This window comes from Vibrio aerogenes, from assembly GCF_024346755.1.
Classification (GTDB): Bacteria; Pseudomonadota; Gammaproteobacteria; order Enterobacterales; family Vibrionaceae; genus Vibrio; species Vibrio aerogenes.
The window spans coordinates 746,372-772,908 of sequence record NZ_AP024862.1; the positions used below are offsets into that span (position 1 = coordinate 746,372).

Genomic DNA, 26,537 nt, shown 5'->3' on the forward strand with positions numbered 1-26,537 from the left:
GGGCAACCAGAGAAGCTGTCGGTTTGTCACCGGACGATTACAGCAATATTTGATGGCAACAATATTTGATCACAGCAATATTCGATTAAAACAACTTTCGATTACAACAATACTCTGGGGAAACGTCATGTCACGTCATGCTTATTTTGAACAGTTTGAAGATCAGGTGGTTCACCATCCTGAACATATTGCGCTCAACACCGGAACACATCAGTTGACTTACCGTCAGTTAAACCGCTGGAGCAATATGATTGCCCGGCAGCTTTCAGCGCCTCAGCTCTCTTTTCATACCGGTATTATGATTGAGAGTGAAGCGGCTTATGTGGCGGCAATGCTTGCCTGCGGTAAAGCAGGGAAGTGTTTTGTTCCGCTCGATACCCGCCTGCCGGAAGAGCGTCTGAGCTATTTGCTGGAGAAAGCACAGATTAATACCGTGCTGTATACCCGCAATAAAGCGGATTTACCCGCCGGGCATCCGGACCTGTTCACGATTGATGTCAGATTTGATGAGACGCAATGTCAGCAGGCTGAGTATGATAACAATCCGGGAATTACGGTTCAGGGAGCCGATCCTTGCTATATCATGTTTACCTCTGGATCAACCGGTCTGCCGAAGGCTGTGGTCGGGCAGCACAAAGGGCTGGCCCATTTCCTCAGTTGGGAAAGAGAGACTTTTGCCTTCACTCAGGACGACGTTTGTTCCTGGCTGGCACCGGTCACCTTCGATGTCAGTCTGCGGGATATTCTGTTACCACTGACTGCCGGGGGCACGCTGGCAGTGCCGACAGAAGCAATCCGGCGGCAGGTACACCGGTTACTTCACTGGCTGGCAGAAGCCGGTGTCACGCATATGCATTGTGTGCCTTCGGTGTTCAGGCTCATGACTGAAGCACTGCAACAGTCACAAATACCGGCAGAACAGACACAAAAGTTACCCGCCCTGAAACGCGTTTTACTGGCCGGTGAGCCGCTGTATTATCAGGATGTTTCTGCCTGGCGGGCGGCCGGTGGTGCGCATATTTCTCTGGTCAACCTCTATGGCCCGACGGAAACCACGCTGGCGAAAGTATTCCATGTGATTGATCGGGATGAAACCGGAGAAGGAATGGTTCCCATCGGGCAACCTTTACCGCAAACGAATGTGCTGATTATCAGCGGGCAACAGTTATGTCCGCCCGGCACTATTGGTGAAATTTACATCCGCACACCTTATCGCAGCCTGGGATACTTACAGGATCAGGCCACCACCGATGCTGTATTTGTGCAAAATCCTCTGCAGGATGATCAGCGTGATATCTTATATAAAACCGGTGATCTGGGGCGTTATCTCAATGACGACGATATCATGTGCCTGGGGCGGCTGGATAATCAGGTGAAGGTGAACGGTATCCGGATTGAACTGGGAGAGGTTGAAGCAGCCTGCCGTGATATTGACGGCATACATCAGGTGGCAGTGAAAGCCATCGAAAAAAATCATCAGAAAACGCTTTGCTGTTATTACAACTGCAAAGAGACTCTGGCGGAAACACTGACGGCAGCGGAGATTCGTCAGGCGTTATCGACCCGGATCGGTGAGGCACTGATCCCGGCACACTTTGTTCATCTGCCTCAGTTCCCGACACTGATCAATGGCAAAATTAACCGTAAGGCTCTGCCGGAGCCCGAAGCAATGCTGTATGCCTGTCAGGATGTTGTTGCACCGCAGACACCGGTTGAAGAAAAGCTGGCTCAGATCTGGGCCGGGATTTTGGGATTGAAAACCGTCTGTGTTGCGACTGAGTTTTTTGATCTGGGTGGTGACTCCTTCAAAATGATGCGGGTTTTGTCAGCAATTTACAAAGAATTCGGTCAGGAAGTCAGTATCAAACAGTGGCTGGCTGATTCACGGATTCAGTCTGTTGCGACATATTTATCACAGCAGGAGCAACACACATATCTCACCATTCCCTGTGCACCCGTACAGGATGCTTATCCGGTGACGGCAGCGCAGGAAAGACTGTGGACGCTGCATAAAATGTATCCGGGCATTCATGTGTATAACCTGCCTGAAGAGTATCTGGTCGAGGGAGAGATTGATATTCCTGCTCTCAATCAGGCGTGTCAGCAACTGATTCAACGTCATGAATCGCTCCGGACCGTCTTTTTCGAAAAAGAGGGCAAAGTCTGGCAGAAAATACAGCCACAAACGACCTTTCAGGTTGGACAGCAGACGTATGATCAATTGAGCGACACTGTGATTCAGCAGCTCTGCGATGAAAACCAGCATCTGAGCTTTAACTTACAACAGGGGCCATTAATCCGGATGGATGTCTGCCGCTGTCAGCAAACCGGCAAACAGCTTTTCCTGTTTAACATCCATCATATGATTTGTGATGGCTGGTCTCTGACGAATTTCATCAAAGAGCTGGCAGATGCATATCAGTCATACAGACAAGACGCTGTTGCAAATCAGTCCATGTCGAATCAACCCATATTGAATCCACTCAAGACAGAAGCCCCCCTGCGCCTGCAGTTTAAAGATTATGTCATCTGGCAGCAGCAACAGATGCAGTCAGTCTCCGGGCAGGAGAGCCGCACATGGTGGCTGAATCATCTGGCCGGACCTTTACCGGTGCTGGAACTCCCGCGGGATTATCCGCGCCCGGCCATGCGGACATTCAACGGGAAAACCCAGCGGGTTGCGTTGTCATCATTATTGAGTGAGGGGCTGAACCAGCTGGCAAAACAACACAAAGTCAGCTTGTTCACTGTGCTGATGTTGACCGTCAGAACCCTGATGTATCGCTACACCGGCCAGAAAGATGTGGTGATTGGTTCACCGGTTGCAGGCCGGTTGCACCCGGAACTGAATGAACAGATTGGCTACTACGTCAATACACTGGCACTGCGACAAGCACTTGACCCGCTCGCGCCGGTTGGCAGGGCGATTGAAGAGACGTCAGCCTGTATCAATGAAGCACTGGCACACCAGCATTATCCTTATGAAGCGTTGATTGAAGATCTGGATATTGCCGGTGATATTTCCCGTGCCGCAGTATTTGATGTCATGTTAGTGATGCAAAACTTTGACGTTGCCGCGCTCCGGCTGGGAGACACCGCGCTGATCCCGGTCGAAAAGAGCAGCCAGTGGGATATCAGCCGGTGTGATTTACTGTTTCATGTTCAGGAAGATGAGCACGGGCTATTGCTGGATATTAACTACAACAGTGATATTTTCTCACCGGACCGCATCCGGCGCTGCGGAGAACACTTTACTCAGTTGATTACAGGGATGATCAACCATACCGGACAGACACTCAGCAGTCTGAATATTTTGCCGCCAGATGAGCAGAAGCAGCTCCGGCAATGGAGCAAGGGGCCGGTGATACCGCGCCAGTCTCACACGATTCCGTCGCTGTTTACACAAACCTGCCAGCGCTTTCCATCAGCAATCGCGCTGAGCGATGGCTGTGACGAAATAACTTATCAGCAATTATTGTCCGCAGCCCGGAGCCAGGCAAGAGCGCTGCTGGCGAACGGATGTCAGCCCGGTGAAATCATTGGCGTCGCCTATAACAGACATCCAGCCAGTGTTGTGGCGATGCTGGCTACCCTGATGGCGGGTGGTGTTTATATGCCGCTGGATATCGCTCTGCCACAGGCGCGAATCCGTTCTCAGCTCGAACAGAGTGGTTGTTGTAAAGTCATCTGTGCACAAGCTGCCTTCAGTGCGTTACTCCCGCCTGAAATACGCTGCTTTTCTCCGGAAGAATTATGCGCAACATCATCACAAGGGGCCACAAATAGTGACAATGTCACCTCATCTGTTGTTTTACCAGACATCGCTCCTCAGGCGCCGGCTTACCTGATTTACACTTCGGGCTCTACCGGCACACCCAAAGGCGTCCTGCTTGAACATCGTGGTTTTGTTAACATGTCTCTGGCCCAGATTGAGATATTTCAGATACATCCGGAAAGCCGGGTGCTGCAGTTTGCCGCGCTATCATTTGATGCATCGCTGGCGAATATTTTTATGGCACTGTTCAGCGGGGCACGGCTGATTCTGATCGATCAACAAACCATTGAACAGCCGCAACGCTTTCTGCAATATCTCAGTGAACAACAGATCACGACCGTAACGCTGCCTCCGGCTTATCTCAAGGCGCTGAATCAGCCGGATTTATCGGGGCTGCAAACATTGATTACGGCCGGAGAAGCAGCAGATGCGAAAGATATGTTGCATTACAGCCGGTCAATGAACGTATTCAATGCTTACGGCCCGACGGAAATTTCAGTGTGTGCCAGCATTGCTGCGATGTCTGAACAACAAATTAACCCGGATGCCGTTGTTTCACTCGGCAACCCAGTGGCGAATACAGAAATGTGGATTGTCACTGACGATCACTGCCTGGCCCCGGTGGGTGTACCGGGAGAAATCTGGATTGCCGGAGAAGGGCTGGCAAGAGGTTATGTCAATGATGCGCAGGCCACTGAAATGGCTTTTGTCGATGTGCCCGAATCTCTGCGATTATTCACCGATCAAACCCGGATGTATAAAACCGGCGATTTGGCATGCCGGGACCGGGAAGGGCGCTTAATCTATGCGGGGCGTAACGATCATCAGGTGAAAATCAATGCGTTCCGGATTGATACCAGCGAAGTTGAAAACCATCTGCTGGCACATCATGAGATTGCTGCGGCTCATGTGGCTGGTTATCAGGCGGGTGAGCAAACCAAACTGGCAGCATGGGTGATTTTGGAGCAGCAACCGGAACTGTGGCCTTCAGTGGCTGAGTTTTATGTTTATGACGATGTGTTGTACGGCGCGATGGCGAATGATGAAGCCCGGAATGCGGTGTATTCCGCTGCATTTCGTCGTTATCTGAAAGATAAAGTGGTCCTGGAAATCGGACCGGGCTCGGAAGCCATTCTATCCCGTCTGGCCGTGCAGGCCGGCGCAAAAAAAGTGTATGCCATTGAGTTACTGGAAGAAACCTACCGTAAAGCGACCGAAAAAGTGAAGTCACTGGGGCTGGAAGAAAAAATAGAAATCATCCATGCCGATATCCGGCAGGCTGTGTTACCCGAACCGGCAGACTGGTGTATTTCTGAAATTATCGGCGGTATTGGTGGCTCAGAGGGCGCCGCAAAGCTGATCAACAGTTGCCGGCATTTACTCAAAGATCCATCTCATATGTTGCCGATGCGAACCCTGACATCGCTTGCAGCCGTATCTCTGGATCACGATATGTTATATGCAGGATTTTCGCCGATTGCATCTCATTATATAACGCAGATTTTTGAATCGAACGGGCAGCCGTTTGATTTACGCCTTTGTATCAAAAACTTACCGCAGCAGGCTGTTATCAGTGATTATGGCGTGTTCGAAGATCTGGATTACACACAGCCGGTTCCGCCGGAAGCAACGCACGAAACCCGGCTTTCGATCACTCAGGCGGCCCCGTTGTCCGGTTTAATCTGCTGGCTGCAGTTATACGTTGATCAGGACAATTATCTGGATTCACTCTTCGCGGATAAAAGCTGGCTGCCAGTGTACATTCCGCTCTTTGACGGGCAAACGAAAACAGTCGCACCTGGCGATGAACTGATTTTACAGATCGAACGACGGCTTTGCGATAACGGATTGAATCCGGATTTTTACATCACGGGTCAGTTGCAGCAATCAAATGGAGAAAGCACGGCAATAGACTGTCACTCGTTACATCAAAGTCATCATTTCCGGGACAGTGAGTTTTACCGGCGGGTCTTTCCTGAGCATCAAACCGGTGTGATTTTGGAAAAACCAGCGCTGCAGGCAACCAGTATCCAGGAATATCTGATTGACCGTCTGCCGCATTATTCGGTACCTCATCTGATCAATCTGGTTGATTCTTTTCCGTTGACGGTCAATGGCAAAGTCGATCAAAGCCGCTTACCGCTTCCGGAAACCACGGGCTCAGAACCCGTGCCACTTTCCGGCACAATGGAGCAGGAAATCGCCCGGATATGGCAACAGGTGCTGTCTGTCTCACAGATCAGTGCCGAAGATAATTTCTTTGCGCTGGGCGGTGACTCTATCAGTGCAATCCGGGTTGTCGCAGGTTTATCAGAGGTGAATATCAGTCTGGACACCCGGGATATATTCCTCAATCCGACAATTGCACAACTGGCATTGGTTGCGGATAAGCACAGAAGTGAAACCATCGATCAGGGTATAGTTTCGGGCACATTCCCGCTCAGTCCGGTACAGCGCTGGGCTTTCTCAACATTTGGTGATCAGGCGTTCTGGTTTAATCAAAACTGTATGTTGCACGCGGCCGGACGTCTGAACGAAAACAGCCTGACACAGGCATTCACGCACCTGCTGGCGCACCATGACTTATTAAGAGCACAGATTCATCGTCATAATGATGCGTATGTTTGCCATATCGGTGGAGAGGTTGTATTCCGGCTTGAAACTTCAGATCAACGGAAGGTAACTGAGATCGATGAGATGGATACAGCGTGCTTCAATCAGTGGCAATCCGGATTTTGTTCAGAGCAACCCCTGTTCCGGGTGATTCTTATCCATCTGAAAGAACACGATGTATTACTGATGCTTGCCAGCCATCTGATCATTGATACGGTTTCATGGCGGATTATTCTGACAGACTTAACGACGCTGCTGACCGATGCTCACGCACAGTTACCATCAAAAACAAAATTGCCATCAAAAACAGACTCATACGGCCGTTGGAGCCAACATGTGATGCAATTAAAATCTGATTCATCGGTCATGCACCAGTTACATCATGACCACTGGAAATCACTGGCGGAACTATCACATACAACAAGCACGCATCATTGCGGCAGAACTGCCGGAACCAGCCGGAGTCATACCTTCTGCATCGATAATACGCTAGTGGCGGCTTTAACAGAACAATTGGCCCAGACACCTTATCAGACAGAGCATGTATATCTGACAGCACTTGGACGGGCTTTGCAGTCGCTGACAGGTCATCAGGAACATCTGATCACAATGGAAGGGCATGGCCGCAGCGGTCTCCCAGCCGACAAAGTCAGGCTGAACATCAGCCGGACCGTCGGCTGGTTTACCTGCTTCTATCCATTCAGGCTGAAAAATCAGCCGGACGATGCAGCAACATTGCAGCAATTAGCGGCAGAAGCCGGAGAAATCACGGAACCAGGTCTGGCTTATATGTTATGCCGTTGGGCTGAGAATGACGCGCAGTATCAGTTCACGCCTCAGGTAAGTTTTAATTATCTGGGCGATTTTTCACAGCATCAGTCATCTGCATCAGCAGATCTCAGGCTGGATCTCGATGTTCCGGGGCTGGCACAGCATCCGGATATGCCGTGCGAACATGAACTGGACTGGCTGATGTTAAGGGAAGCAGCCGGATTGATGGTCACTATCAGCTGCGGACAACAATATAGTGATGAGCAAATTCAGCAAATGGTCAGCCTCTTTAAAGATAGTCTGATAAAGCTGACTGAATATCTGACCTGTTATCATGAGTCTCACTCTGAAACTTCGTCATTTGATATCGATATCACCAATGAAGAGCTGGATTCGATATTTGATTAAAAACTGAGATGATCTGTCACGTCCTGTCACATGACGTTCTCATAACAGAGGCTTGTCTGGTTCGATCAGGCAAGCTTTTTCTTATAATTAAGATATTCTTATATTTAAGATTTTCTTATAGTTGAGATAGCGCCCGCAGGTTGATCAAGATAGCTGTTATATTAAATCATGTTTCTATAAAATGGTCGTTTTCATCGCATGATCAGAAAAGCAGGATGAAGTACATGGGGCAAGCCTTTGAAGTGAAGGAGCAGCAGGATAAGATAAATAACCACTATTTCCGCAGTAAATGGAAGTTCATCCTGTTTGGTTTTATCTATGTACTTTCGTGCATTTCATTTGTTTTTTATCTTTATGGTCAGGCAAAAAAGTCAATTGATGAAGAAATTAACAGCCGTCTCTATAGTGGCGCTTTACTGACAGTCGCTGCGCTGGGTGATCATTATCATGATCATCTGAAAAGTAAACACGACAAAACAGAAGCACAAGACTGGAATACGATTCAGAATCTGACCCGTTTCAGCCGTCAACTGAATTTAACTTATTTATATACCGTTATAGAAAGGAACGGAGAAGCTATTCTTATTTCTTCCAGTGCGACAGAAGAAGAGCTGAAAGAAAATAATTACGTGCGCTTTTTTGACCCATATCCAGATGCCAGTCAGGCGTTATTAACTGCTTTACGGGAAAAACGGGTTATCTGGACAGATTATAGTGATCACTGGGGTGATTTCCGGGCTGTGTTTGTTCCGGAGCGTTCAGCTGATGGCACAACTTATATTGCCGGTGCTGAAGTTTCAATGGAAGATTACTATGAGCATTTATATAACCAGATCATCCACTTTGCCGGATTTTCCATTTTCTTATTTGTTGATTTCAGTATGTTTGTTGCAGTGTATTTCTCATATATCCGCAACCGGTATACTCAGGCTCAGGCTCATGCAGAGATGCTTCAGAAAGCAACACAAGCTGCCGAAGAAGCCAATCTGGCAAAAAGCCGGTTTGTCGCCGTCATGAGTCATGAGTTACGCACACCACTAAATGGTGTGATCGGAGCAACAGAATTGCTTTCAGAAACATCTCTGGACTCTTCTCAGCAAATGTACCTGCATATTATCAGCTCCAGCAGCCTTTCTCTTTTGTCCATGGCAAATAATGTGCTTGATCTGTCAAAGATAGAATCAGAGCAGGAGACTTTAGAATGCCATGATTTTGCCTTAGAACCATTTATTCAGTCGATACTCGGTTTAATCAGGCCCCAGCTAAATTCACCGGATATTGTCCTTGACTATTATTTGGCGGAGACTGTTCCCGGGTATATCAACGCAGATCCAGAAAAATTACGCAGAATACTGATCAATTTATTAGGTAATGCAGCAAAATTTACTGATAAAGGACATATCCGTTTAACTGTATTACAGCAGGTCTCGGAGTTACCGGCACTGAATTTAAGATTTGAAGTATCAGATACAGGTATCGGAATTGCGCCGGAATACCGGGATCAACTGTTTAAGCCATTTCACCAAATACGAAACCATCATCAAAATAAATCCGCCGGAAGCGGGCTCGGTTTATCAATCAGCCTGCAGCTGATTCAAATGATGGGTGGATCTATCGATTTGAACAGCAAAGTTGATGAAGGGACAACTTTTTTCTTTGATATTCAATGTCAGGTGGCCACTCAGGCTCCTGTTGAAGACTCTGAAAGTCAGATTCATGGAACAGGAGTCAATTCAATACTTTCCAAAAGCCTGAGGGTATTGGTCGTCGATGATAGTGATGTCAATTTGTCACTGGCTAAAATCATGCTTGAACATCAGGGGCATGAGGTTGAAATACAACGGGGAGAAGAAGATATGGATACTATTCTTCAGTCCGTTTATCAAAATCAATATGATGTGATTTTAATGGATATTCACATGGGCAGACTCAATGGCATTGATCTGACAAGAGAGATCCGGCAGATGAATGGAATAAAACAGCCTTATATCATCGCTTACACAGCCAATGCTTATACCAGTGATATTGAGAAGTACCGGAAATCCGGTATGAATGACATCCTGATTAAACCGGTTCTGCAAAAGGATATCAAAAAGGTATTATCCAGAGCCAAACATCGTATTTCCGGATAACATATTGATTAACAGAACTTATATATAAAAATAGTTATATATGAAATATGGCTGGATAATATTTATTGAATATAGAACTATGGTATGCTTCCGGGCACCGGTTTTTCTCTCGCTGTAGGAATGAAAAATTATGAAGTATCGTTATCAGAGCCTCCCTTTAAAAAAAACTTTATCCGGATATACATTAATTCCATTACTCTTCAGTATGTTACTCATCAGCCCTTATGGATTTACGAAAGAAATGAAAGAGAAAAGTATACAGTACAGCCATATATTAGAATTGAGTCACCCGATTAAAGAGTCAATACCTCTGTGGCCAGGAGATCCTGAAGTTTCATTCAAATCCGTCGCAACCATGAGCAAAGATGGTTATTACCTGAGGCAGTTTACAATTGGCGAACATAGTGCAACCCATATGAACGCCCCAAATAGTTTTGTTGATAACGGGCAGGGAATTGATAGCTTTCCGGCTTCTTCTTTGGTACTTCCGGCCATTGTCATCAATGTGAAGGCTGCCGTAAAAAACAATCCGGACTATATTATTTCGATGAAAGATATTCAGTCCTGGGAAAAAAGTGAACGGACAAATACCAGCCGAAACATTAGTTTTTTTTAATACGGGTTGGGGAGACTACTGGAGCACTCCGGAGAAGTTTATTAATCAGGATAAACAGGGTGTTTTACATTTCCCTGGAATCAGCGGAGAAGTCACCGGTTTTTTAATCTCTCAGAGACAAATTGGTGGATTAGGGATTGATACTCACGGGCTGGACCCAAGCCAGAGCGAGATATACCAAACGAACACATTACTGGCCACTCATCACAAAATCGCTCTTGAATGTGTTGCAAATCTGGATCAAATGCCTGTAAAAGGCGCTACGATAGCCATTGGTTTATTGCGGCTGAATCAAGGATCCGGAGCACCGGTATCCATCACAGCATTTATACCAGAATAAAATGAAAGCCTTACTGCATCATTGTTGTAAGGCTTTCATTTCTTAAAGTCTTATTTATTTCTGAACCACATTGCCCGGATATAGTTGTGTTTTGTCCAGTGAGTCATAAAAATGACTGCACTGACATGAATCACAACCGCGGCCATTGTCAGGTTTGCTGCAGTTTCATGGACGTCTTCAAGCCAGGATTCACCCCAGAATACATCCCACTGTGTTGCCCATCCGGACAAACCTGTCAGTAATAACCCAGACCAAAGCACCCAGACCATTATTGCCCCGGCTGGATTGTGTCCCTCATGCCGGTCTTCTTTGGTTTTAAATACTTCAGACAAATGTTCAAGTGCACCACTCACCGAAGGTTTAAAAGCAGATAACCGGGCAGGGGATTTGACAATCAGCCCCCACAGCAAACGTAAGCTGACAGTCACGATCACCGTATATCCAACCCATCGATGGGTTAAGCCGCCTTCTTCAGTCAATAAAAAGTTCGCAAAAAACGAAACAGCAACGATCCAGTGAGTCAGTCTGACAAATAGGTCCCAACGGTAATGTTTAGACATATCATTCCTCTTTAACTTTGCTCATATCAACCGGATTAAAATAGATTTCTACCCGTTCTCCGGTTTTGTCATAACCATAAAGTTCATAACATTGTGTATGTGTTCTTTTGAATACTTTAATTTTATACCCCATATCCAAAACTTGCTGCTTGGCTTTTTCGAAAGGAATCCAGTTATTTTCAGGTGCGGTTGTACATTGCGGATCCGCAAATACTGCGCCAGAGACCAAAGTAAATGACAACAGAAAACCACGGGTGATCAGAGACGTTGTTTTGTTAAGCTTCATGATATATTCCTTAATGGCTGTATAAATTACGGTTTCAGTATTACGGCACAAACTTAAGGAAAACTTAAGAGGAAGAGAATCGCTGAATAAAATTCCTTTAACTGATTGAATGAATACAGCTTATAAACTTGTGGGCGAGTTGTTTGTGGGTTGCTTTGGATCATTATATATTTAACATAACGTATAGAATCACGACTATTTAAGTTAAACAAAAAACCTCTGAAATCAGAGGCTTATCATTGAATATACATTTCTTATTTTGAGAAGGTCAGGAGGCCATTAGCTTTAACAAGGCTGCTTTCGCTTTTTCATTTTTTTGCTTCTCAACTATATTAGACAAGATAATAACGTCTTCGTCTATTTCTAAAATTCTTGCTATCTTTGTCGCTGTTTCCTCGCTCATAACCTTACCATTTCGCCACCTTGATACAGCCTGATGAGAAACATTCAGAAATTTTGCAACGGCATAATCGCTATGCAAGTCAGCTTCTGCTTTTAGCATGTCCAAAAGTTCAAGACTAGTGATCATATTTGCCTCCTAAAGCCAAGGATAAACTAGGACATGGAGCAGTGCACTACGCTATCAAGTGATTGCGTATGCAAAGTAAGTCAAATAACATCAATTCCGTGTTAGCTCTCTTCTCCGGATTGCAACTCTGAAACCGGGAACCATCCGAAGTCGAATCAGTGCCGGGGAAGAGAGCGCCTTCTTGGAAGGCAACACAAGGCATTGAACACAAGGAACTAAGCGCATGGTTAATAAGCGAAAATTACACGATTCTGTAAATTGTGATATCCCTCAAGAAAAGGAAGCATTTAAAAATGCTTACCGCATCATAAAAACGATCTACAAACCAGCTCTGAAGCTCGATCCAAATCAGTTTGATGACTTTAATCATGCTGTGACCTCAGTTCTTGAACACATGCCATTCAAACACTTTGACTTCTTTGAAGCGGCTATAAAAGCATTTGAAGCAAGAGAAGACATCTATCATTCGACATCCAGACTTGAGCATTACCTGAGTCAACATGCGATCCGTGAATTGCAGGAAGAACTATCAGCATGAGCCTAATCAACCAGACCGGCAAACAACGTTCAGACCGCCCCTTGGCGGCGCTGAATCGTGCTGTTCTGGAAAAGGTGGCTCAGTGTCCGTCTTCTTCATCAGCATTCACTACTGATAACGGCAGGGCGACCCGGCAATCATTTGTCCGTGACATCTGCAAAGTGATGACTGTGCTTGTCAATGAGATGTGCTTTCGTTCAAACAAAGTTGGTGTCGCAACGGTACACGGCTTTTCACTCAGAACGTGGGGATTCATTGCCGAAGCGGCAGGGCTTCCGGTCTGGCGCGTGAAGCAATGCGCAAAGTATGCCTTTATCAAAGGCTGGATCACCTCAAAACAGCCCAGAGAACGTTACACCGGGAAAGAAAACCGCGATCAATGGCGGGGACTGGCATCTATCAAGCGTGTCACCGTCGAATACTTTATTGATTTAGGCATTTACGAACAGTATTTAGAAGCCCGGCAAGCCTCAAAATCATGGCTTGAGCTGCTCGCTAAGCGCCTGAATCGTCCTGTGAAATATATTCAGACCCCAATCACTTTATTACGCCGACGCCGCAAAGAAGCGCGTCAGGCCGCATCAGAACCCATTCATACCTAGCCTTACTGACGTTGTTTTTCCCCTTCACTGGGGCTTTTTTTGTACCTGTCATTTTTTATTGTTCACTTTATAAGCAAACGTAAACCGGGAAGCGGAAGTTTAGATCCTTTATCCACAATGCAGATCTATTTTGCTGTTCATTATTTGCCCGTTTTTTTTATCCACATGTGGATAAGCCTATGTATAGGTAACTAAAACTACTCCCGGTTGACCGGCCCGGTTCACAGCCCCTGTAACATGCACTCATAGTCTAAAGACTAGAATAGATACCCTTAAGGGTATAAAGAGTTTTATTTCCTTATCCCCGGAAAACCGGGGATAAAAATACCTCCCATTAAATCGCCTTGGACAACTTGCCTATCAACACTGCATCAGGCGATTTAACGGGCCCCGGAACGAGACTCTTTCAACACAGTCGATCAGCTTCATCATGCGCTTGAGTGACAGGGGCCGTTTCTGTCGCTTCGCGACGGGCTTAGCAGGAGAGAGGGCGGAAATTTTGACATTTAATATGCACAAATATACAGTGTGCGTGACTTTGGATGCGTTCTTATTCATAGGTATCAAATGAATATGAGCCAACAAAAAATATCTTCTTCACTTCACGAACAGTTCACGAACAATCTGAACGATATCATCACCACCCGGAACCAGCTTGAAGCTGAATCCCCGGACTGGTCAAAAGTTTCCGTCTATAAGCTTGTTAGCGTGGTCAAAGACTTTGCTGTCACGCACTTCAAAAGTGCAAACCGGATCTTTGATCGCTTGATTGATCTGCTTCGCAATCATCAGGAGCAAATCAACGAGCTGAACCGCAAGTTCTCTTTGCTTGAGGAGTCTCGCCAGCATGGATAAAGACGACAAAGAAATCCTCGGGTATGTCAAATGTACTGCACCGGGGTGCTCCCGGCCAATGGCCGTCAGGTCTTGTGCCGGGAAACGTGCCGGATTTCTGATAGGTCGCTGTGAGAACTGCGGAACAGAGCAACGCAGCACCAAACAGGTTCAGGACTATTTAAGCGGCTACAAGCCACTTGAGGAACTTGATAAAGTGCCTGAAAAAACTATCCCTGAGCCGTCATCCCCGGAAAAAGCTGTCAAAGGTGAGTTAATCCGCACTGGTGAGCCTGAATCAGGTCATTCTGATATGGGTAAATGTGTTATCGCGGGCGGGTTATTGGGCAGTATCTTAGGCGGCTTATTCCGGCTTGCTTTTTAACCAGTGGAGAAAAACCATGAGTGAAGAAACAGATTTAGTGCCTGAGACTGAACAGGCCAGTGAAACAGAAACGCACTCTGATGCGGATAAACAAAGTTTTGTCGCGGAGATTAATCAGGAATTTGATCCTGATGCTGCGGCAGAAGAAGCCCAAAAAGCGGCAGAGGCCAAAGCACAGGCGGAAGATGATGAATTGACAGAGGAATCTGCTGAATTTGCTGCCATGATTGCCGTTGGCGGACTGGAAAAAGGGATTCAGACCCTGTTGGATAAACGACTTGAGATTGGTCAGGAAAATGCGGAAGCACTGACGAAGTACGCCGCGCCGCTCATCCTCAAGTATGGTAATGAAGTTCCGCCATGGCTGGCCAAAGTCATGAAATTCAAAGATGAAGCCATGCTTAGCTTGACCCTGATGACGGTAGGCCTTTCTGTGGCCCGTCAGTACCGGAGTAATAAAATTGCTGACCGGATTGCACTTCAAGCCCAACAGGAAGCACAGGTTGAAGTAGTCCCGGCGTGATGTATCTCACATTTATATGGTATCCAAGCCATATAAGTATTAGGCATTGAAGCCATATAAAGACATATCAATAGAACCGCCCGATGTGGGCGGTTTTTTTATTGAGGTGGCATTATGGAGCCAATTAATAACAACAACAGACTCAGCAACAATCATGCATACGTGGTCGGGATGTCCGGGTCCGGGAAATCATCACTGGCAAAGAAATTACTGATAAAGCCGACTGACCAAGTGGCTATCTACGACCCCAAACGGGAGTATGACGGTCTGTTACAGGGTCGCAAAATTCGGGTTTATACCCATCCGGGGGAGTTTGCGCGGGCAATGCTGGCCGGACGCGAAACCGGGCAGGGGTTTAAAATCGCCTACCGGCCTGAAGAATCCGGCCCGGATGACTTTGATCTGTTCTGTAAAGTTATCTGGGGGTGTGGCAACGGCAAACATATCAAACCACTCAAAGTGATATGCGAGGAAGTGGCGGAGAACTCAAAAGGGGCCGGGAAAGCAACCGGCTATCACGGTAAATTATTACGTCTGGGACGCTCTTACAATATCCATACAATTAACCTGTTTCAGCGCGGGCAGGAAGTCAGCAAGACGATTATTGATAATTGTGAGTATGGCTACATCATGTTGACCAAAACACCCAAGGGACGCCGGTATCTTGAAGATTTGACCGGTATCAGCGAAACACAACAGTCACAGCTCAAACAATTTGAGTATTTTAAGCAGTCCGGTATCACGGTTGAAAGGGGTAAAATCCGCTGGTAAACCGGTTTTTTTGAGAGGTAAATCACACTTAAGCCATATTGAAGCCATATCCGTATTAGGCATTCAAGCCGTTTCTCCCTGTATCAATAAAGCCGTCCAACATCGGACGGTTTTTTATTGAGGTAGAAATGAAACTTACAGGAAAAAATATTGCCATTGTTGGCATCATTGCTGCGGTTGTAGCGGCTGGCGTAGTCTGGGCATCGAACAACGTTGATGCAGTCGAAGACGTGATCGGAGACTAACACCATGAATTCAGTGATGAAAATGAACTCATTTACCGGTGTGGGCTATGGTGAAAAGGCCACTCTGACCGTACCAACCGGGCCAACCTATGAAGAGATCTTCTTAGAAACAAACCTCACCCCGGAACAGCTTAAACGGGTCTCAGTGACGCTCAACGGTGATGAAATCATTGTACTTGATGGAAAACTGATGAAAGCACTGGAAGCCTATAAAGGCATGCCAAGCAGTCCCGGCTTTTATCATATCCCGCTGGCGGATATTTCAGCCAAGACTAAAAACGGAATGCGGTACTCGGCACTGGTGACTGAACAGGGGGACAACATCATTCTTGAAGTTGAAATCGCTTCCAGCTCAGATGATAACGCGCCGGGAATTATGCTCAAGGGTCATGCGAGCGTTTCACCAGAGCAACCGATGCGGGTTGTGGTACCGCAAATCAAAAGACAAACCATGCAGGCCAGCTCTACAGAAAATGAATTTCTGAATCTGGTATCCGGCCCCTATATCTTGGTCCGCCGGATGTTCTTTCTCTCTGAAAAGGTCAATGCCCTCGAAATTCATAACGACTACATCAAGGTCTATGACACGACTAAAACAGTCGAGATGATGCGGGCCAAACGGAACAAGAAATACTGGCCCTCAGATATGTATGTCTTTGATCCAATCATGCGCGGTTACTTTATTGATGAGCTGTTCCGTACAGAGCATATCAATGAGCTGAAATTCACGGTGAAAACCGATGAGCCGGGCGAAGCTATCCCGATCATCGTTGAATCCGTGAAAATTGTTCGTCCGGAAGTGTTCGAAGCAGCTCAGGCGGCGAAGGCTTAAGGGGGCTCTATGTCATGGGGATCATGGGTGGATGACGCCCTGAATTACGGGACAGACATGCTCGACAGCGTTGGGGAAGGCTGGGATTCACTGGTTGACAGTGTCACCCGGCCAGATGCAAGTACAGTCAATGCTAACACCCAGCCACAGAGTACAAAGCAGGCTGATAATCACGGCAATGCTGTGACCGGCAGCCAGCAAGCACAAGCCAGCCAGAAAGATAAAACGCTGATTTATGTTGGCGGGGGTATCGCTGCGGTGCTCGTTCTGGGGGTGTGTGTCATGGCACTGAAGAAATAGGGGGTCACATGCCGTTACTTTATTTGATCCCACTTGTTGCCGGAGCAGCCGGAACGCTCGGTTTTGGTGCCGGGTTCTGGTCCGGCTCAGGTGCAACCAAGATGCTGAAACTTGCGGCCATTGGGGGCGGGGGCTATCTCGCTTACAAGATGGTTAAGGGGGCGAAATGATACCGAGCTTTGGCGGCGGCCTGACAAACAGTGGCTCAATGCCGATTAGTGCCAGCGGGGGAACCGCTGGCCCGAGTTCGGCGAAAGGTCAGAACGATATCGGGGGAATCAAGAATGGTTCAATCAATTTTGGCAGCAACGGCCCCGGTACATGGTTACCGTGGATTGTTGTCGCAGTGGGGGTGACATGGTGGGTGATGAAAAAATGAAATTTACACTAATCCGGCCCGGACGGGCCGATATCAACACGCAATTTTCATTAATTCGTCCGGCATTTAACGGGGTTCCGGCAGCGAAATACGAATATCAGTTTTGTCGTGAATCAGTGATGAATCTGGGAGCCAGTTTCTATCAACTAAAAGGGCATGGGGCATCAGTGCGCTTTATCGGTTATGTGACAGGTGATAACGAATATCTGATTCTGGCCATGACAGGAAAGGGACTGAAACAGGCAGCACCGCATATCATCGAAGCAGTAAGGTCTCAGGGGTATCGCAGTATTAAATATCATACAGTCCGGCCCGGTATGACCCGGTTATTGCGGTCATTTGGTTTTAAAGTTATCAAAACTTCCGGTGCTGAATCCGTCTTGTCTCTGAATCTGTACAAATCAAATCGTCAGGAAGCTATCCGGGCCGGGTACGGGTTAACAAGAAATGCTGAAACCGGATTCGCCCGGCCGGTATATCACAGGCCTCAAATGATGCCGGTGATGTTTATGAATACCGGAGGGCTTTAACTATGGGAGGCGGGGGAAAATCTTCAAGTTCAAATACAACAACAAACACGAACACAAGCGGAACCAGTGCGATCAGTGGCGATAATCTGGGGGTGGTCATCAGTGGTGCGAACAACAGCACACTGAACGCAACCATGACAGATCAGGGGGCAGTTAAAGCGGCGGCAGACATCGCCGGGGCTGCGATTAAAGGCAATTCAGCGGCGGTCTCTGATGCACTCAAGTCAAATGAAAAGACGACGAAAGCCGCGTTTGATTTTGGTAGTGATGCACTGGATTTTGGTAAAGATGCTCTGAAGTCAAATGAGAAAGCCATGAAAGGCGCTTTCGACTTTGGTAATCAGGCGCTCGACTTCAGTAAAGACACCACGAAAGAGGCCCTGAAGTCGAATCAGGCAGCACTGAAAAGCGCGTTGTCTACCGCTCAGGAGTCATTCTCTGATGCACTTAGTTTTGGTTCAAAGTCAGTGAAGCAACAGACGGAAACAACCAAGGCAGCTATGGAAAATCTGCGCAAGAACAGCGCGGACAGTATCAGTGCCGTCAAGACTATGGCGAATCAGAGTAATGAGAATGCCAGGGCAGCGCTCACCATGGCGGGCCAAACAGCACAACGCAGTCAAACCGGGGCTTCATCGGACATGATGAAAGTCGCCATCGCTGTAGCTGCGGCCTTTGGTGTCGGTCTGGTCGCCATTGCAGTGATGAGGAGATAACTGATGATTGTCAAACCAAGTCAACAGATAGCTATCTCAGTCGGTGGCCGGGGCCGTTATCTGATAGTCCGTTCCACGTCCGCCCCGGTGTTTATTTCTGCCGACGGCCTGCGGCCTCAGCGGTTACAAACCGGAGACCGGATCAATGTCGAGCAGTTCGAACAGATGTTTATCGAGCATCATCAGTCAGATGATGTGAATTTTGACTATCAGATTTCAGATTTGGAGCACAAACCGGCGGCAACCGATGACATTGTGATCCGCCGTATCGTTGAACCAATTCAATTTGAAGCTCATGTCAAAGTAGATGACGGGCTGAAAGTGAAAACCATTCTGCCCGCTCAGATGAGTACGTTTGATGACATCACCATCCAGCCGGGTGAAAGCGTCCGGCTCACCGCTGGCGGGTTCCGTCAGGTCACGATTCAGGTGATTAGTGATGAGATGACGAAAGTCAGGATTGGTGACAAGAGTACAGGTGCGAACCGGGGCTTACTGGTGATGGGGAGTAAGTCCGCGATTGGTAGCCTAAGCATTGATTATACGGGTGAACTGTATGCTTATAACGCCAGTCAGACCACCGCAATATTAACCATTATGGGGGTTCAATGAAAATTAACAATCCGGTTGACCTGTCTTCAGATTTTGCGGCGCTGGCTGAGAAACTCGCAGCAACTCAGACAGAGATGCAGAGCAGCCAGAGCGCTTTATCTGAAGCGGTCACAGAAAAGCTTGATGCAGTGAAAACCGATGTGACTGAATCGCTCAGCTCTGTCAGTGAGCAGGCATCGACAACACTCACACAGACCAGAACAGCGCTTGAATCGGCGATTGAATCAACAAAAACGGCTGTTGCAGCGACAGAAACAGCGGTGATTACGGCTTGCTCCGATTCAAAAACAAAGGTTCTGACGGCCATCAGTAATCACAGCGTGATACGGCGCATTTATCAAATCACAGTCAAGTCACACGGGACCATCAACATTCCTGCGGTGAACCCGGCAAAAACATTTGTGAACGTGAATGTAGAAGATTCGGCTGGGTATGCAGTGCTGACGTCATCAACAACACTGAGTTTGAACCGAATCGGCTCAGCAGATAAATACATGAGAATACAGGTCATTGAATATGTTTAGCGTACAACTGAATGAAAACAATATTGTTGTCGGAGTGATGTCATTTCCGCCTCAAGTGCCTAATCAAATCGCTGTACAGGCATTTGACGATAGTTTACTGGGCAAGCAATACATCAACGGCCAGTTCACAGAGCCGGAGCCAGCCAGCAATGAATAAATGGGTGTTGCTCAGTGCTGCACTTTCATCACTGGCCGGTATCAGTTACCTGATGTACCGGACCTATACGGCCAGCACTGCAACAACAGGAGCAGGAGAGAATACAGTGAAATCAAATCAACCGCGGGGCGTTCGCAACAATAACCCGCTCAATATCCGCGACAACGGCACAAGCTGGCAGGGCATGTGCACGGTCAACGCTGACCCGTCCTTTGTTGAGTTTCAATCCCCGGAATACGGATTCAGGGCCGGAGCAAGGATTCTGCGCACGTACTACCGGAGCGGATACAAAACCCTGTCACAAATGATCAGCCGCTGGGCACCGGCCAGCGAGAACGACACAGCTATATACATTCAGAACGTGAGTAACTGGACCGGCATTGCGCCCGGTCAGGTGGTCGATGTCTACGACAAAAACACCTTATCGAATGTGCTGCTTGCAATGAGTCGGCAGGAGTGCGGCCAGTATTACGATATCGGCACGGCCCGCGATGGGGTGATGCTTGCATGAATGTAACAACCAAATTCTATCTGCAAAAAATAGCGCTGTCGGTCGCCGGGGCGATTGTTGCAGCGTACACAATTAAATATCTGAAAAAGGGCGGTTTACTATGAGTGATTTTATCAAAGACAAATTAGGTATCGACTTGAGTCAGCCTTCAACTAAAAAAGGTCTGGCTCTGGTCGGGGCCGGTGCAGCACTGGCAATGGGACACCCGGATTTACTCACAGCCAGTGTGACAGATACCGGCGTGCAGTATGGCGGCATCATCGGGACTACAGTCCCCGTTCTGCTTGGTTTATGGGAAACACTGCGCAATGAGTTTAAATAATGGCAGATTATCAGACGTTAATTGTTGCCGGAGTCAGTGCGCTGTTTAGCGGTGTCGGGGTTGGTGTGACGCTCAGAACGGATATCAGCTGGATTAAGCGGATACTCGATCAACACAACAACCGGATCACCCAGCTGGAGAAAGAAAGTCATGGCTAAATCAATGACCGTTCGTCAGGCTGGCCGGAAAGGTGGCAACGCAACCAAACGGAAATGGAAGACCAATAAACGTTTTGCTGAAGCCATGAGAAAAAAGCTCAGCGCAGCAGGAAAGAAAAGCGCCAGAGTTCGGAAAAAGAAATGATGATAAAAGCCCCGGAAGGGGCTTTTTGCTATGACTTTGTTAGTGCTGAGAAGATATCAACCGTTTGTAGATACTAGTCACTTGACTTAAAGAGGAATACGAAGCTTTTGAACGTCCCATTACATATGGTTTGCTACCTGCAATTTCCATATACGTTGATTTTGCAGCCTGAATTAGATCATCATCTCGAAAAATATCGGGAATATCAATAATCCATTTATCATCTATCTTGGTAACAAATGTTGAAAGAGCTGCAATTATAGGGAACACAATTCCATCAGGAACATCGACAATATCTCTACCATTTCTCTGAATACATCGTAAACCAGTGCCTTGAAAACCATCATGTACTTTCCATCCATTATAGATCTCCCAAGCACGTGGAGCGATATCTAATAATAACTGATATAACTCCGACTGAGCCTCTGTAGGATTATTACTCATAGCTTTTTTTAGTTCTATAAACTCTTTTAAACATTTAGCTTTCTGGTTATAAGCATAAGTTTTATTAGATAACTCACCACGACCAACGCTAACCCAGATAGGTTCAGGAATAAAAGCTGTCAGCACTTGTAACAACTTCTCTGTATCAATATACGAATCGGATACGTCTGTTTCTGAGCGTTTTATTTTTTTACCAAGCCCTTTTTCCATACAATGTGCTAAGTCATCTAAATAGCTCAATTTCCCGGAAATAGATAACAATTTAACATCGTTTTGGAAATTACGAGAAATCGATATTTCAGCGACCAAAGATGTATCTTCTGTGACAATTAATTGATACGAAATGTGGATATCGGGGAAGTTAGTCTCAGGATCATCTAATGAATTATAATAATCACGTAGAATACCCTGAGTTTGTGCACCATTAATTATGCTTGGATTGACAAGAGTGAGTATTTTTTTCTTTTCATCTACAGAATAAGAAGAGCATACAATAGTAAGACCCCCGTTCAATACAGAAAATTTTTCCGGAGAATTTTCCAGAGTCTCTCTTATAGCACGATGAACCGCAGTAGGAACCTTCCTTTTTTTACCTTCAGCTTCTAACAAATATGTACGCACATTTTCATTTGTCGACATTTCTAAAACATGTTTAGCAGCTACATGGCCAGATAGTATCTTACGATTATTTGACGTGTCATCTGGACAAGAAATATTACGAAGAGAATGATATGGTAATACAAAATTGCTTTGAGGTTTATTAGATGGATCTAGGGATAGTGTAGTCATAATAGACTCCTTATATTGCTAATTTTTGCCATCGGCCAACTTTACGTTTGGTAGCAACCTAGCTACAAACAGATGAAACCGAACCCTAATATTATTAATCTATATATGTTGAAAATCAAATTTAATTTCAACGTCGGAAGCGTCTCTTACTCCTCATCAGTAACGCATAGCTATCATTAGATTCAGTATTCTTTGGTATATTCAATTCCAAAGCGGAGAACTCGCGGCCTGATGGTGTGATCAGATTTTCCCCCTTAATTTTAAATCCGCACCAAGGCGAGGTTGTAGGGAGAAAACCCCGATGACGAATTAGCAAAAGCCGGGCTTGAGCAACAGGCCAATGATTTGTCTTCTTGAAACGGTACAGAGAAGAAACAGAGCATCCCAAATAATCAGCGGCTTCTTCCATAGAATCGAATTCATACAACAAAATATCAGTTAACTGACGGTTGAAAACACCACACCGATGCAATTCATCACGTAATTTGATTTGTTGTTTTAGTTTTTTCATGTGACATACCTCAAATAATCATCAAAAAAATAGAGATTGATGATTTTGAGCGTTAGAGGGGAGTAATTTACTCTAAGGCTCAAAATCAGAGGTAGTATGAATATTGATGTAGTGACACAAAGATAAATAATGTATCAGTTCTGAGATAACACCTTGAAAAGGTTCATTATATATATTTAACATAACGTATATAATGCGCACCTTTATGAAATGGCCTGTCTGACTGCCGGGCAAGTTTTTGCCCCGTTATTTTGTGTGTTAAGGTGCACAACTTCACAATAATTAACTGACGTCAGAGGTTTTTTAACATGCCCGTTGCACACTTTAAAGGCGATTTTTGTAACATCGACTCATTCAAGCCAACTTCAAATACACTGGATGGAATCAAAGAGATGAACAGAGTCATTAATATTTCTAATATGCTAGAACGCATTTTAGCTGGCGTTCCCTTGTTTCAACTTTTTGCTTCAAGAAGCCCTGCCGGTTCAATAGTTATAAATGGAAGTGTTTCTGTTGCAACAACCGGATACAACGTTACCAGATATGACTGGAACTTATTCTCTCAAGCTCTAAAAGGTGTCGGAGATGAGAGACGATCACAATTGCAAAAAATTGCCGGTGTAATGGCTTTTACTTCAAGTGGTAAAGATTATGATTTTTGGAGATGTGTTTCCAATGCGCTTTAATAAGTTTTATCTGCTAACGTTACTCTGCATACCATTAACGAGCTATTCGACAACATGGGAAGCTCTACTGAAATCCAATGTAGATCAAGCATATACGGAATTTAATGAGAAAATTGCCTACTGTAACGCCAATAAACAGCCACTGAAAAAAATCACAGATGACTGGTTTATCCATTTATCCAAAAATGAAAAATTAGCCGCGGCAAGCTATATACAATATTTAGCTGACAAAGATTGTTGGGGAGACGCACTGACAAAATATGAATCAGCATTATTATCATATGCCGCTGAATCAAATGATAAGAAGCAGCTAAATGAAAGACTTTATTTCTCTAAGGTATACAGAAATAAAATGCTTGAAAATACTTTTAAAAATCTGGATGTGTCTGAACTAATGTCTTGGTATGAAAAAGAAGGTGGCGTTTCACCATTTGATTTTTTCGACTTTTTAATACAGTACCCAGAATTTCAGCATCCTGAACTTAAAAAATAATGACTCTGAATCAGCCGGGTTCCCTGCCCGGCTCTTTTCAGCATAACTATTGCCGGTACTCCCTTTCGACACTCATTTCATCTTCAAAGTTGCTTCTGAATGGATTAATATCTAATCCGCCACGACGCGTATAACGGGCAAAAACCGTCAGTTGGTCTGGTGAACAACAGCGCTTGATATCAGAGAATATTCGCTCGACACACTGTTCGTGAAACTCATTATGCTCTCTGAAAGAAATGATATACCGAAGTAGTTTTTCCCGGTTGATTGCTTTACCTTTGTACTTAATATACACGCTTCCCCAATCAGGCTGATGTGTAACAAGACAGTTGGATTTCAGCAAATGGGAACACAAGCTTTCTTCTGCGTGTGTTTCTGATACTGAACCCTGCAGAAGATTTTCGTCGTAGTCATAAGAATTCACTTCAATATCTAAATCATCTATGCATTCAAAAGTCGTATTGACCCGGGGTGAAAAATCCCGGTTTACATTCAATAATTTTACTTCTACATCACCTTCTGCTGCCTGACTTAAGTCCCGAACTAACATGGAAACTAATTCGTCTTCAGACGAAATCCTCGTTTGATTCAGGCTATTCAGATAAAGCTTGAATGATTTCGATTCAATAAGATTGAGGCTGTTTGCCGGAATGATAAATTCTGCCACAGCAACCATTGGTTTCCCTTTTAAATTTAGCCAGGACAGCTCATAGCCAGTCCATAAATCATACCCGGAAAAGCAGTGATTCTGACAGTCAGTGATATTTTCCCTGCCATAAGCCCGGGGGATTGGATCCAATAGTTCTGGTGAGTATGTTGATATATAACTCGTTTTTTTTCCGAGGTTTTTTGAATATGCTGTATTCATAATTATCCGTTCAATAACTATCCGTTGATGTATTTATTAAATATTTTACGTGCACCATAAATAGGTCCGATGCCTGCAATCGCATAAAGAGATTTCACAAACACCTGACACAAGAACATATTAACCATGACTGATGTACTCAGCACATGATGAAATGCCAGAAATACAAAAATAGCGCTATCAAAAAGAGAGGCAAAAAATGTACTGAAAAATACTCTTATGATTAAACGCTCACCATTAGTCAGCAGTTTGATTTTCTGTAAAAGGTAAGCATTAATATTTTCTGAGATAAAATATGAAAGAATTGACGCAACAAAAACTGAGTTTATTCCATCAACAATCACTTTGTAACTTTCGTTCAACGTTTCCCATTCACTGATTGTTGGTGCGTAACGGGACAAGTTCAGCATCATCAGAAAACAAATGTTAATTGCTGTCGAGAGAACAATGGCTGTTCTGGCCATTCTTAAGCCATAAAATTCATTCAGGATATCAACTAAAACAAATGAAACCGGATACAAGAAAATGGCAAACGGAACAACAAAGCCACTGCTGCCAACCTCAATCGGTTTCACGCCACTGATATTAGACAATGTAAACAATGCTGAAAGCATCGTCGTGATTATGGCAAATGTAATCCAGTATATTTCTTTACGTTCCTTAATCTCATATGCCCCCTGAAAACCTTTTGCACTATAAAGTTTCCTGCACACTTCTTTTGTTTCTGTATGAGTTAAGTCATCCGCGACTGCAGTATTGAATATTTCTGCCAGCGGAATTGATAACTGCTTGCCAGTTGCCAAAACCATCACGTTTGCAACTTGTTCCGGATGTTTGCTAAAACCAATCAGTTTGTATTTTTTATTATGCATGAACCCTTTCCTCTCTGATACTGCCAATCAGTATATCCTGCTCTCTCAGAACATAACTTGCAGGTACTATTTTTATCTCAGCGTGAGGACATAAAATAACCAAATCATCAATATGGTCTCTCTTAAACCGTTCAATCACTAATAAACTACCGATATCGTAATCATTATGTATTTTCTTGGTAATTTTCAGACCAATGATATTCGTTCCCTCTGAGAAAAAATATGTAGATGGATAACTGACAATTAACTCACCGATATAACCATTTAAATTATCAATTAATTCGACCTCTGTTAACACAGGGATACACAGTGGATTTTTATTACCATCTGTTGAAATAAGACTATTTTTGTATTCAATTGACTCCAAACAACCTTCTTCAATCACAGAGCAGGTTGTTCCAAAAAAATCAGCAATTTTTTCTATTGTTTGAGTCTGTATTCTGTCAACTTTTCCATCAAGAATGTTATATAACGTTGTTCTGGTTATTCCTGTTCTTTCTGAAAAAGATTTCTTTGTTTCGTTGCGGCTTTTAATACCATAGGAAAGATTATTCTTAATATTATCAATTTTGTCTTTCTTACTTATTTTCATCCTGTCTCCATACTATACACTGAAAGTGTTGACACGCTATACAAATTATTTTTTGTGACACACATCATATTTAAAGCCTGCAAGACTGAACACAAATAGCATGAATTTGTACAATATCTATTATTAGCTTATGAACACTTTACTATTATTAATGACATGAATCTTTAT

The 26,537-nt window shown here is 45.1% G+C and carries 32 protein-coding genes and 1 pseudogene; 25 read left to right on the top strand and 8 right to left on the bottom strand.

The window, feature by feature from the left end; genetic code table 11:
* The first annotated feature begins 52 nt into the window (after window positions 1–52).
* The 4 genes from OCV29_RS20860 (at window position 53) to OCV29_RS20875 (ending at window position 10,655) form a co-directional block, all read left to right on the top strand.
* A complete protein-coding gene (locus tag OCV29_RS20860; protein ID WP_261887401.1) occupies window positions 53–7,567 on the top strand; it encodes a non-ribosomal peptide synthetase in 7,515 nt (2,504 codons plus the stop codon).
* Window positions 7,568–7,791: 224 nt separating this feature from the next.
* Window positions 7,792–9,699: an ATP-binding protein gene (locus OCV29_RS20865; protein ID WP_175561565.1), complete on the top strand. Its 1,908-nt coding sequence runs from the start codon at window positions 7,792–7,794 to the stop codon at window positions 9,697–9,699.
* A 130-nt stretch (window positions 9,700–9,829) separates the two neighbouring features.
* Window positions 9,830–10,315, top strand: coding sequence for a cyclase family protein (locus OCV29_RS20870; protein ID WP_217653307.1), 486 nt, complete (start codon window positions 9,830–9,832; stop codon window positions 10,313–10,315).
* Complete coding sequence (locus tag OCV29_RS20875; RefSeq protein ID WP_217653306.1) at window positions 10,275–10,655, top strand: cyclase family protein; 381 nt, start codon at window positions 10,275–10,277, stop codon at window positions 10,653–10,655. Before OCV29_RS20870 ends, OCV29_RS20875 begins: the two co-directional genes overlap by 41 nt.
* A 50-nt stretch (window positions 10,656–10,705) precedes the next feature.
* On the opposite strand, the gene OCV29_RS20880 is transcribed toward OCV29_RS20875, so the two are convergent.
* The 3 genes from OCV29_RS20880 to OCV29_RS20890 all read right to left on the bottom strand — a co-directional run bounded on the left by OCV29_RS20880 (window position 10,706) and on the right by OCV29_RS20890 (window position 12,030).
* Window positions 10,706–11,215 carry a cytochrome b/b6 domain-containing protein gene (locus OCV29_RS20880; RefSeq protein ID WP_073604563.1) on the bottom strand — a complete coding sequence of 170 codons (510 nt, stop codon included), beginning with the start codon at window positions 11,213–11,215 and terminating at the stop codon, window positions 10,706–10,708.
* Window position 11,216: 1 nt separating this feature from the next.
* A complete protein-coding gene (locus OCV29_RS20885) occupies window positions 11,217–11,501 on the bottom strand; it encodes a PepSY domain-containing protein (RefSeq protein WP_073604562.1) in 285 nt (94 codons plus the stop codon).
* Between the two features lie 268 nt (window positions 11,502–11,769).
* Window positions 11,770–12,030 (bottom strand): helix-turn-helix domain-containing protein, encoded by a 261-nt coding sequence (locus OCV29_RS20890; protein WP_073579376.1) that lies wholly within the window; start codon window positions 12,028–12,030, stop codon window positions 11,770–11,772.
* Between the two features lie 223 nt (window positions 12,031–12,253).
* Here OCV29_RS20890 and OCV29_RS20895 point away from each other — a divergent pair, with 223 nt between their 5' ends.
* The 19 genes and pseudogenes from OCV29_RS20895 (at window position 12,254) to OCV29_RS20985 (ending at window position 21,114) form a co-directional block, all read left to right on the top strand.
* Entirely contained in the window at window positions 12,254–12,568 is a 315-nt protein-coding gene (locus OCV29_RS20895; protein WP_073579377.1) for a hypothetical protein, read from the top strand.
* Window positions 12,565–13,170, top strand: a complete 606-nt coding sequence (locus tag OCV29_RS20900; RefSeq protein ID WP_073604561.1) for a uracil-DNA glycosylase family protein — start codon at window positions 12,565–12,567, stop codon at window positions 13,168–13,170. Before OCV29_RS20895 ends, OCV29_RS20900 begins: the two co-directional genes overlap by 4 nt.
* Window positions 13,171–13,743: 573 nt before the next feature.
* Complete coding sequence (locus OCV29_RS20905; protein WP_073604560.1) at window positions 13,744–14,025, top strand: hypothetical protein; 282 nt, start codon at window positions 13,744–13,746, stop codon at window positions 14,023–14,025.
* On the top strand, window positions 14,018–14,389 hold the full coding sequence (locus OCV29_RS20910; protein ID WP_073604559.1) for a hypothetical protein: 372 nt from the start codon (window positions 14,018–14,020) through the stop codon (window positions 14,387–14,389). The genes OCV29_RS20905 and OCV29_RS20910 overlap by 8 nt, the downstream gene beginning before the upstream one ends.
* A gap of 16 nt (window positions 14,390–14,405) precedes the next feature.
* On the top strand, window positions 14,406–14,912 hold the full coding sequence (locus OCV29_RS20915) for a hypothetical protein (protein WP_073604558.1): 507 nt from the start codon (window positions 14,406–14,408) through the stop codon (window positions 14,910–14,912).
* Window positions 14,913–15,026: 114 nt separating this feature from the next.
* A complete protein-coding gene (locus OCV29_RS20920) occupies window positions 15,027–15,683 on the top strand; it encodes a helicase HerA domain-containing protein (protein WP_073604557.1) in 657 nt (218 codons plus the stop codon).
* Between the two features lie 249 nt (window positions 15,684–15,932).
* Window positions 15,933–16,760 carry a major capsid protein P2 gene (locus OCV29_RS20925; RefSeq protein WP_073604556.1) on the top strand — a complete coding sequence of 276 codons (828 nt, stop codon included), beginning with the start codon at window positions 15,933–15,935 and terminating at the stop codon, window positions 16,758–16,760.
* A 9-nt stretch (window positions 16,761–16,769) separates the two neighbouring features.
* Complete coding sequence (locus OCV29_RS20930; RefSeq protein WP_073604555.1) at window positions 16,770–17,060, top strand: hypothetical protein; 291 nt, start codon at window positions 16,770–16,772, stop codon at window positions 17,058–17,060.
* Between the two features lie 8 nt (window positions 17,061–17,068).
* The gene (locus OCV29_RS20935; RefSeq protein ID WP_175561564.1) at window positions 17,069–17,230 is read left to right on the top strand and encodes a hypothetical protein; all 162 of its coding nucleotides are present in this window, start codon (window positions 17,069–17,071) and stop codon (window positions 17,228–17,230) included.
* Window positions 17,227–17,439: a hypothetical protein gene (locus OCV29_RS20940; protein WP_073604554.1), complete on the top strand. Its 213-nt coding sequence runs from the start codon at window positions 17,227–17,229 to the stop codon at window positions 17,437–17,439. The genes OCV29_RS20935 and OCV29_RS20940 overlap by 4 nt, the downstream gene beginning before the upstream one ends.
* Window positions 17,436–17,834: pseudogene (locus OCV29_RS20945) on the top strand (hypothetical protein); the annotation flags it as partial. The gene OCV29_RS20940 and the pseudogene OCV29_RS20945, both read left to right, overlap by 4 nt.
* Window positions 17,835–17,971: 137 nt before the next feature.
* A complete protein-coding gene (locus OCV29_RS20950) occupies window positions 17,972–18,685 on the top strand; it encodes a hypothetical protein (RefSeq protein ID WP_073604553.1) in 714 nt (237 codons plus the stop codon).
* Between the two features lie 3 nt (window positions 18,686–18,688).
* On the top strand, window positions 18,689–19,297 hold the full coding sequence (locus OCV29_RS20955; RefSeq protein ID WP_073604552.1) for a YdcH family protein: 609 nt from the start codon (window positions 18,689–18,691) through the stop codon (window positions 19,295–19,297).
* Window positions 19,294–19,821 carry a hypothetical protein gene (locus OCV29_RS20960; RefSeq protein WP_073604551.1) on the top strand — a complete coding sequence of 176 codons (528 nt, stop codon included), beginning with the start codon at window positions 19,294–19,296 and terminating at the stop codon, window positions 19,819–19,821. Before OCV29_RS20955 ends, OCV29_RS20960 begins: the two co-directional genes overlap by 4 nt.
* Window positions 19,814–19,978, top strand: a complete 165-nt coding sequence (locus tag OCV29_RS20965; protein WP_175561563.1) for a hypothetical protein — start codon at window positions 19,814–19,816, stop codon at window positions 19,976–19,978. The genes OCV29_RS20960 and OCV29_RS20965 overlap by 8 nt, the downstream gene beginning before the upstream one ends.
* Window positions 19,971–20,489 (top strand): virion protein, encoded by a 519-nt coding sequence (locus OCV29_RS20970; RefSeq protein ID WP_245796906.1) that lies wholly within the window; start codon window positions 19,971–19,973, stop codon window positions 20,487–20,489. The genes OCV29_RS20965 and OCV29_RS20970 overlap by 8 nt, the downstream gene beginning before the upstream one ends.
* Before the next feature lie 100 nt (window positions 20,490–20,589).
* The gene (locus OCV29_RS20975; RefSeq protein ID WP_073604550.1) at window positions 20,590–20,811 is read left to right on the top strand and encodes a hypothetical protein; all 222 of its coding nucleotides are present in this window, start codon (window positions 20,590–20,592) and stop codon (window positions 20,809–20,811) included.
* On the top strand, window positions 20,811–20,969 hold the full coding sequence (locus OCV29_RS20980) for a hypothetical protein (protein WP_175561562.1): 159 nt from the start codon (window positions 20,811–20,813) through the stop codon (window positions 20,967–20,969). The genes OCV29_RS20975 and OCV29_RS20980 overlap by 1 nt, the downstream gene beginning before the upstream one ends.
* Complete coding sequence (locus tag OCV29_RS20985; RefSeq protein WP_159440295.1) at window positions 20,962–21,114, top strand: hypothetical protein; 153 nt, start codon at window positions 20,962–20,964, stop codon at window positions 21,112–21,114. Before OCV29_RS20980 ends, OCV29_RS20985 begins: the two co-directional genes overlap by 8 nt.
* A gap of 39 nt (window positions 21,115–21,153) precedes the next feature.
* Here the strand turns inward: OCV29_RS20985 and OCV29_RS20990 are convergent, their stop codons facing one another.
* Window positions 21,154–22,347 carry an AIPR family protein gene (locus tag OCV29_RS20990; protein ID WP_073604549.1) on the bottom strand — a complete coding sequence of 398 codons (1,194 nt, stop codon included), beginning with the start codon at window positions 22,345–22,347 and terminating at the stop codon, window positions 21,154–21,156.
* 127 nt (window positions 22,348–22,474) lie between these two features.
* Window positions 22,475–22,858: a DUF3653 domain-containing protein gene (locus OCV29_RS20995; protein ID WP_073604548.1), complete on the bottom strand. Its 384-nt coding sequence runs from the start codon at window positions 22,856–22,858 to the stop codon at window positions 22,475–22,477.
* 308 nt (window positions 22,859–23,166) lie between these two features.
* Here OCV29_RS20995 and OCV29_RS21000 point away from each other — a divergent pair, with 308 nt between their 5' ends.
* Window positions 23,167–23,544, top strand: coding sequence for a hypothetical protein (locus OCV29_RS21000; RefSeq protein WP_073604547.1), 378 nt, complete (start codon window positions 23,167–23,169; stop codon window positions 23,542–23,544).
* On the top strand, window positions 23,510–24,037 hold the full coding sequence (locus OCV29_RS21005) for a hypothetical protein (RefSeq protein WP_175561561.1): 528 nt from the start codon (window positions 23,510–23,512) through the stop codon (window positions 24,035–24,037). Before OCV29_RS21000 ends, OCV29_RS21005 begins: the two co-directional genes overlap by 35 nt.
* 46 nt (window positions 24,038–24,083) lie before the next feature.
* On the opposite strand, the gene queF is transcribed toward OCV29_RS21005, so the two are convergent.
* The 3 genes from queF to OCV29_RS21020 are packed head-to-tail and all read right to left on the bottom strand — an operon-like array spanning window position 24,084 to window position 26,369.
* Window positions 24,084–24,905 (bottom strand): NADPH-dependent 7-cyano-7-deazaguanine reductase QueF, encoded by an 822-nt coding sequence (queF, locus tag OCV29_RS21010; RefSeq protein WP_073604545.1) that lies wholly within the window; start codon window positions 24,903–24,905, stop codon window positions 24,084–24,086.
* A 17-nt stretch (window positions 24,906–24,922) separates the two neighbouring features.
* Window positions 24,923–25,777: a queuosine precursor transporter gene (locus OCV29_RS21015; RefSeq protein WP_073604544.1), complete on the bottom strand. Its 855-nt coding sequence runs from the start codon at window positions 25,775–25,777 to the stop codon at window positions 24,923–24,925.
* Entirely contained in the window at window positions 25,770–26,369 is a 600-nt protein-coding gene (locus OCV29_RS21020; protein ID WP_073604543.1) for a helix-turn-helix domain-containing protein, read from the bottom strand. Before OCV29_RS21020 ends, OCV29_RS21015 begins: the two co-directional genes overlap by 8 nt.
* Window positions 26,370–26,537 lie beyond the last annotated feature (168 nt).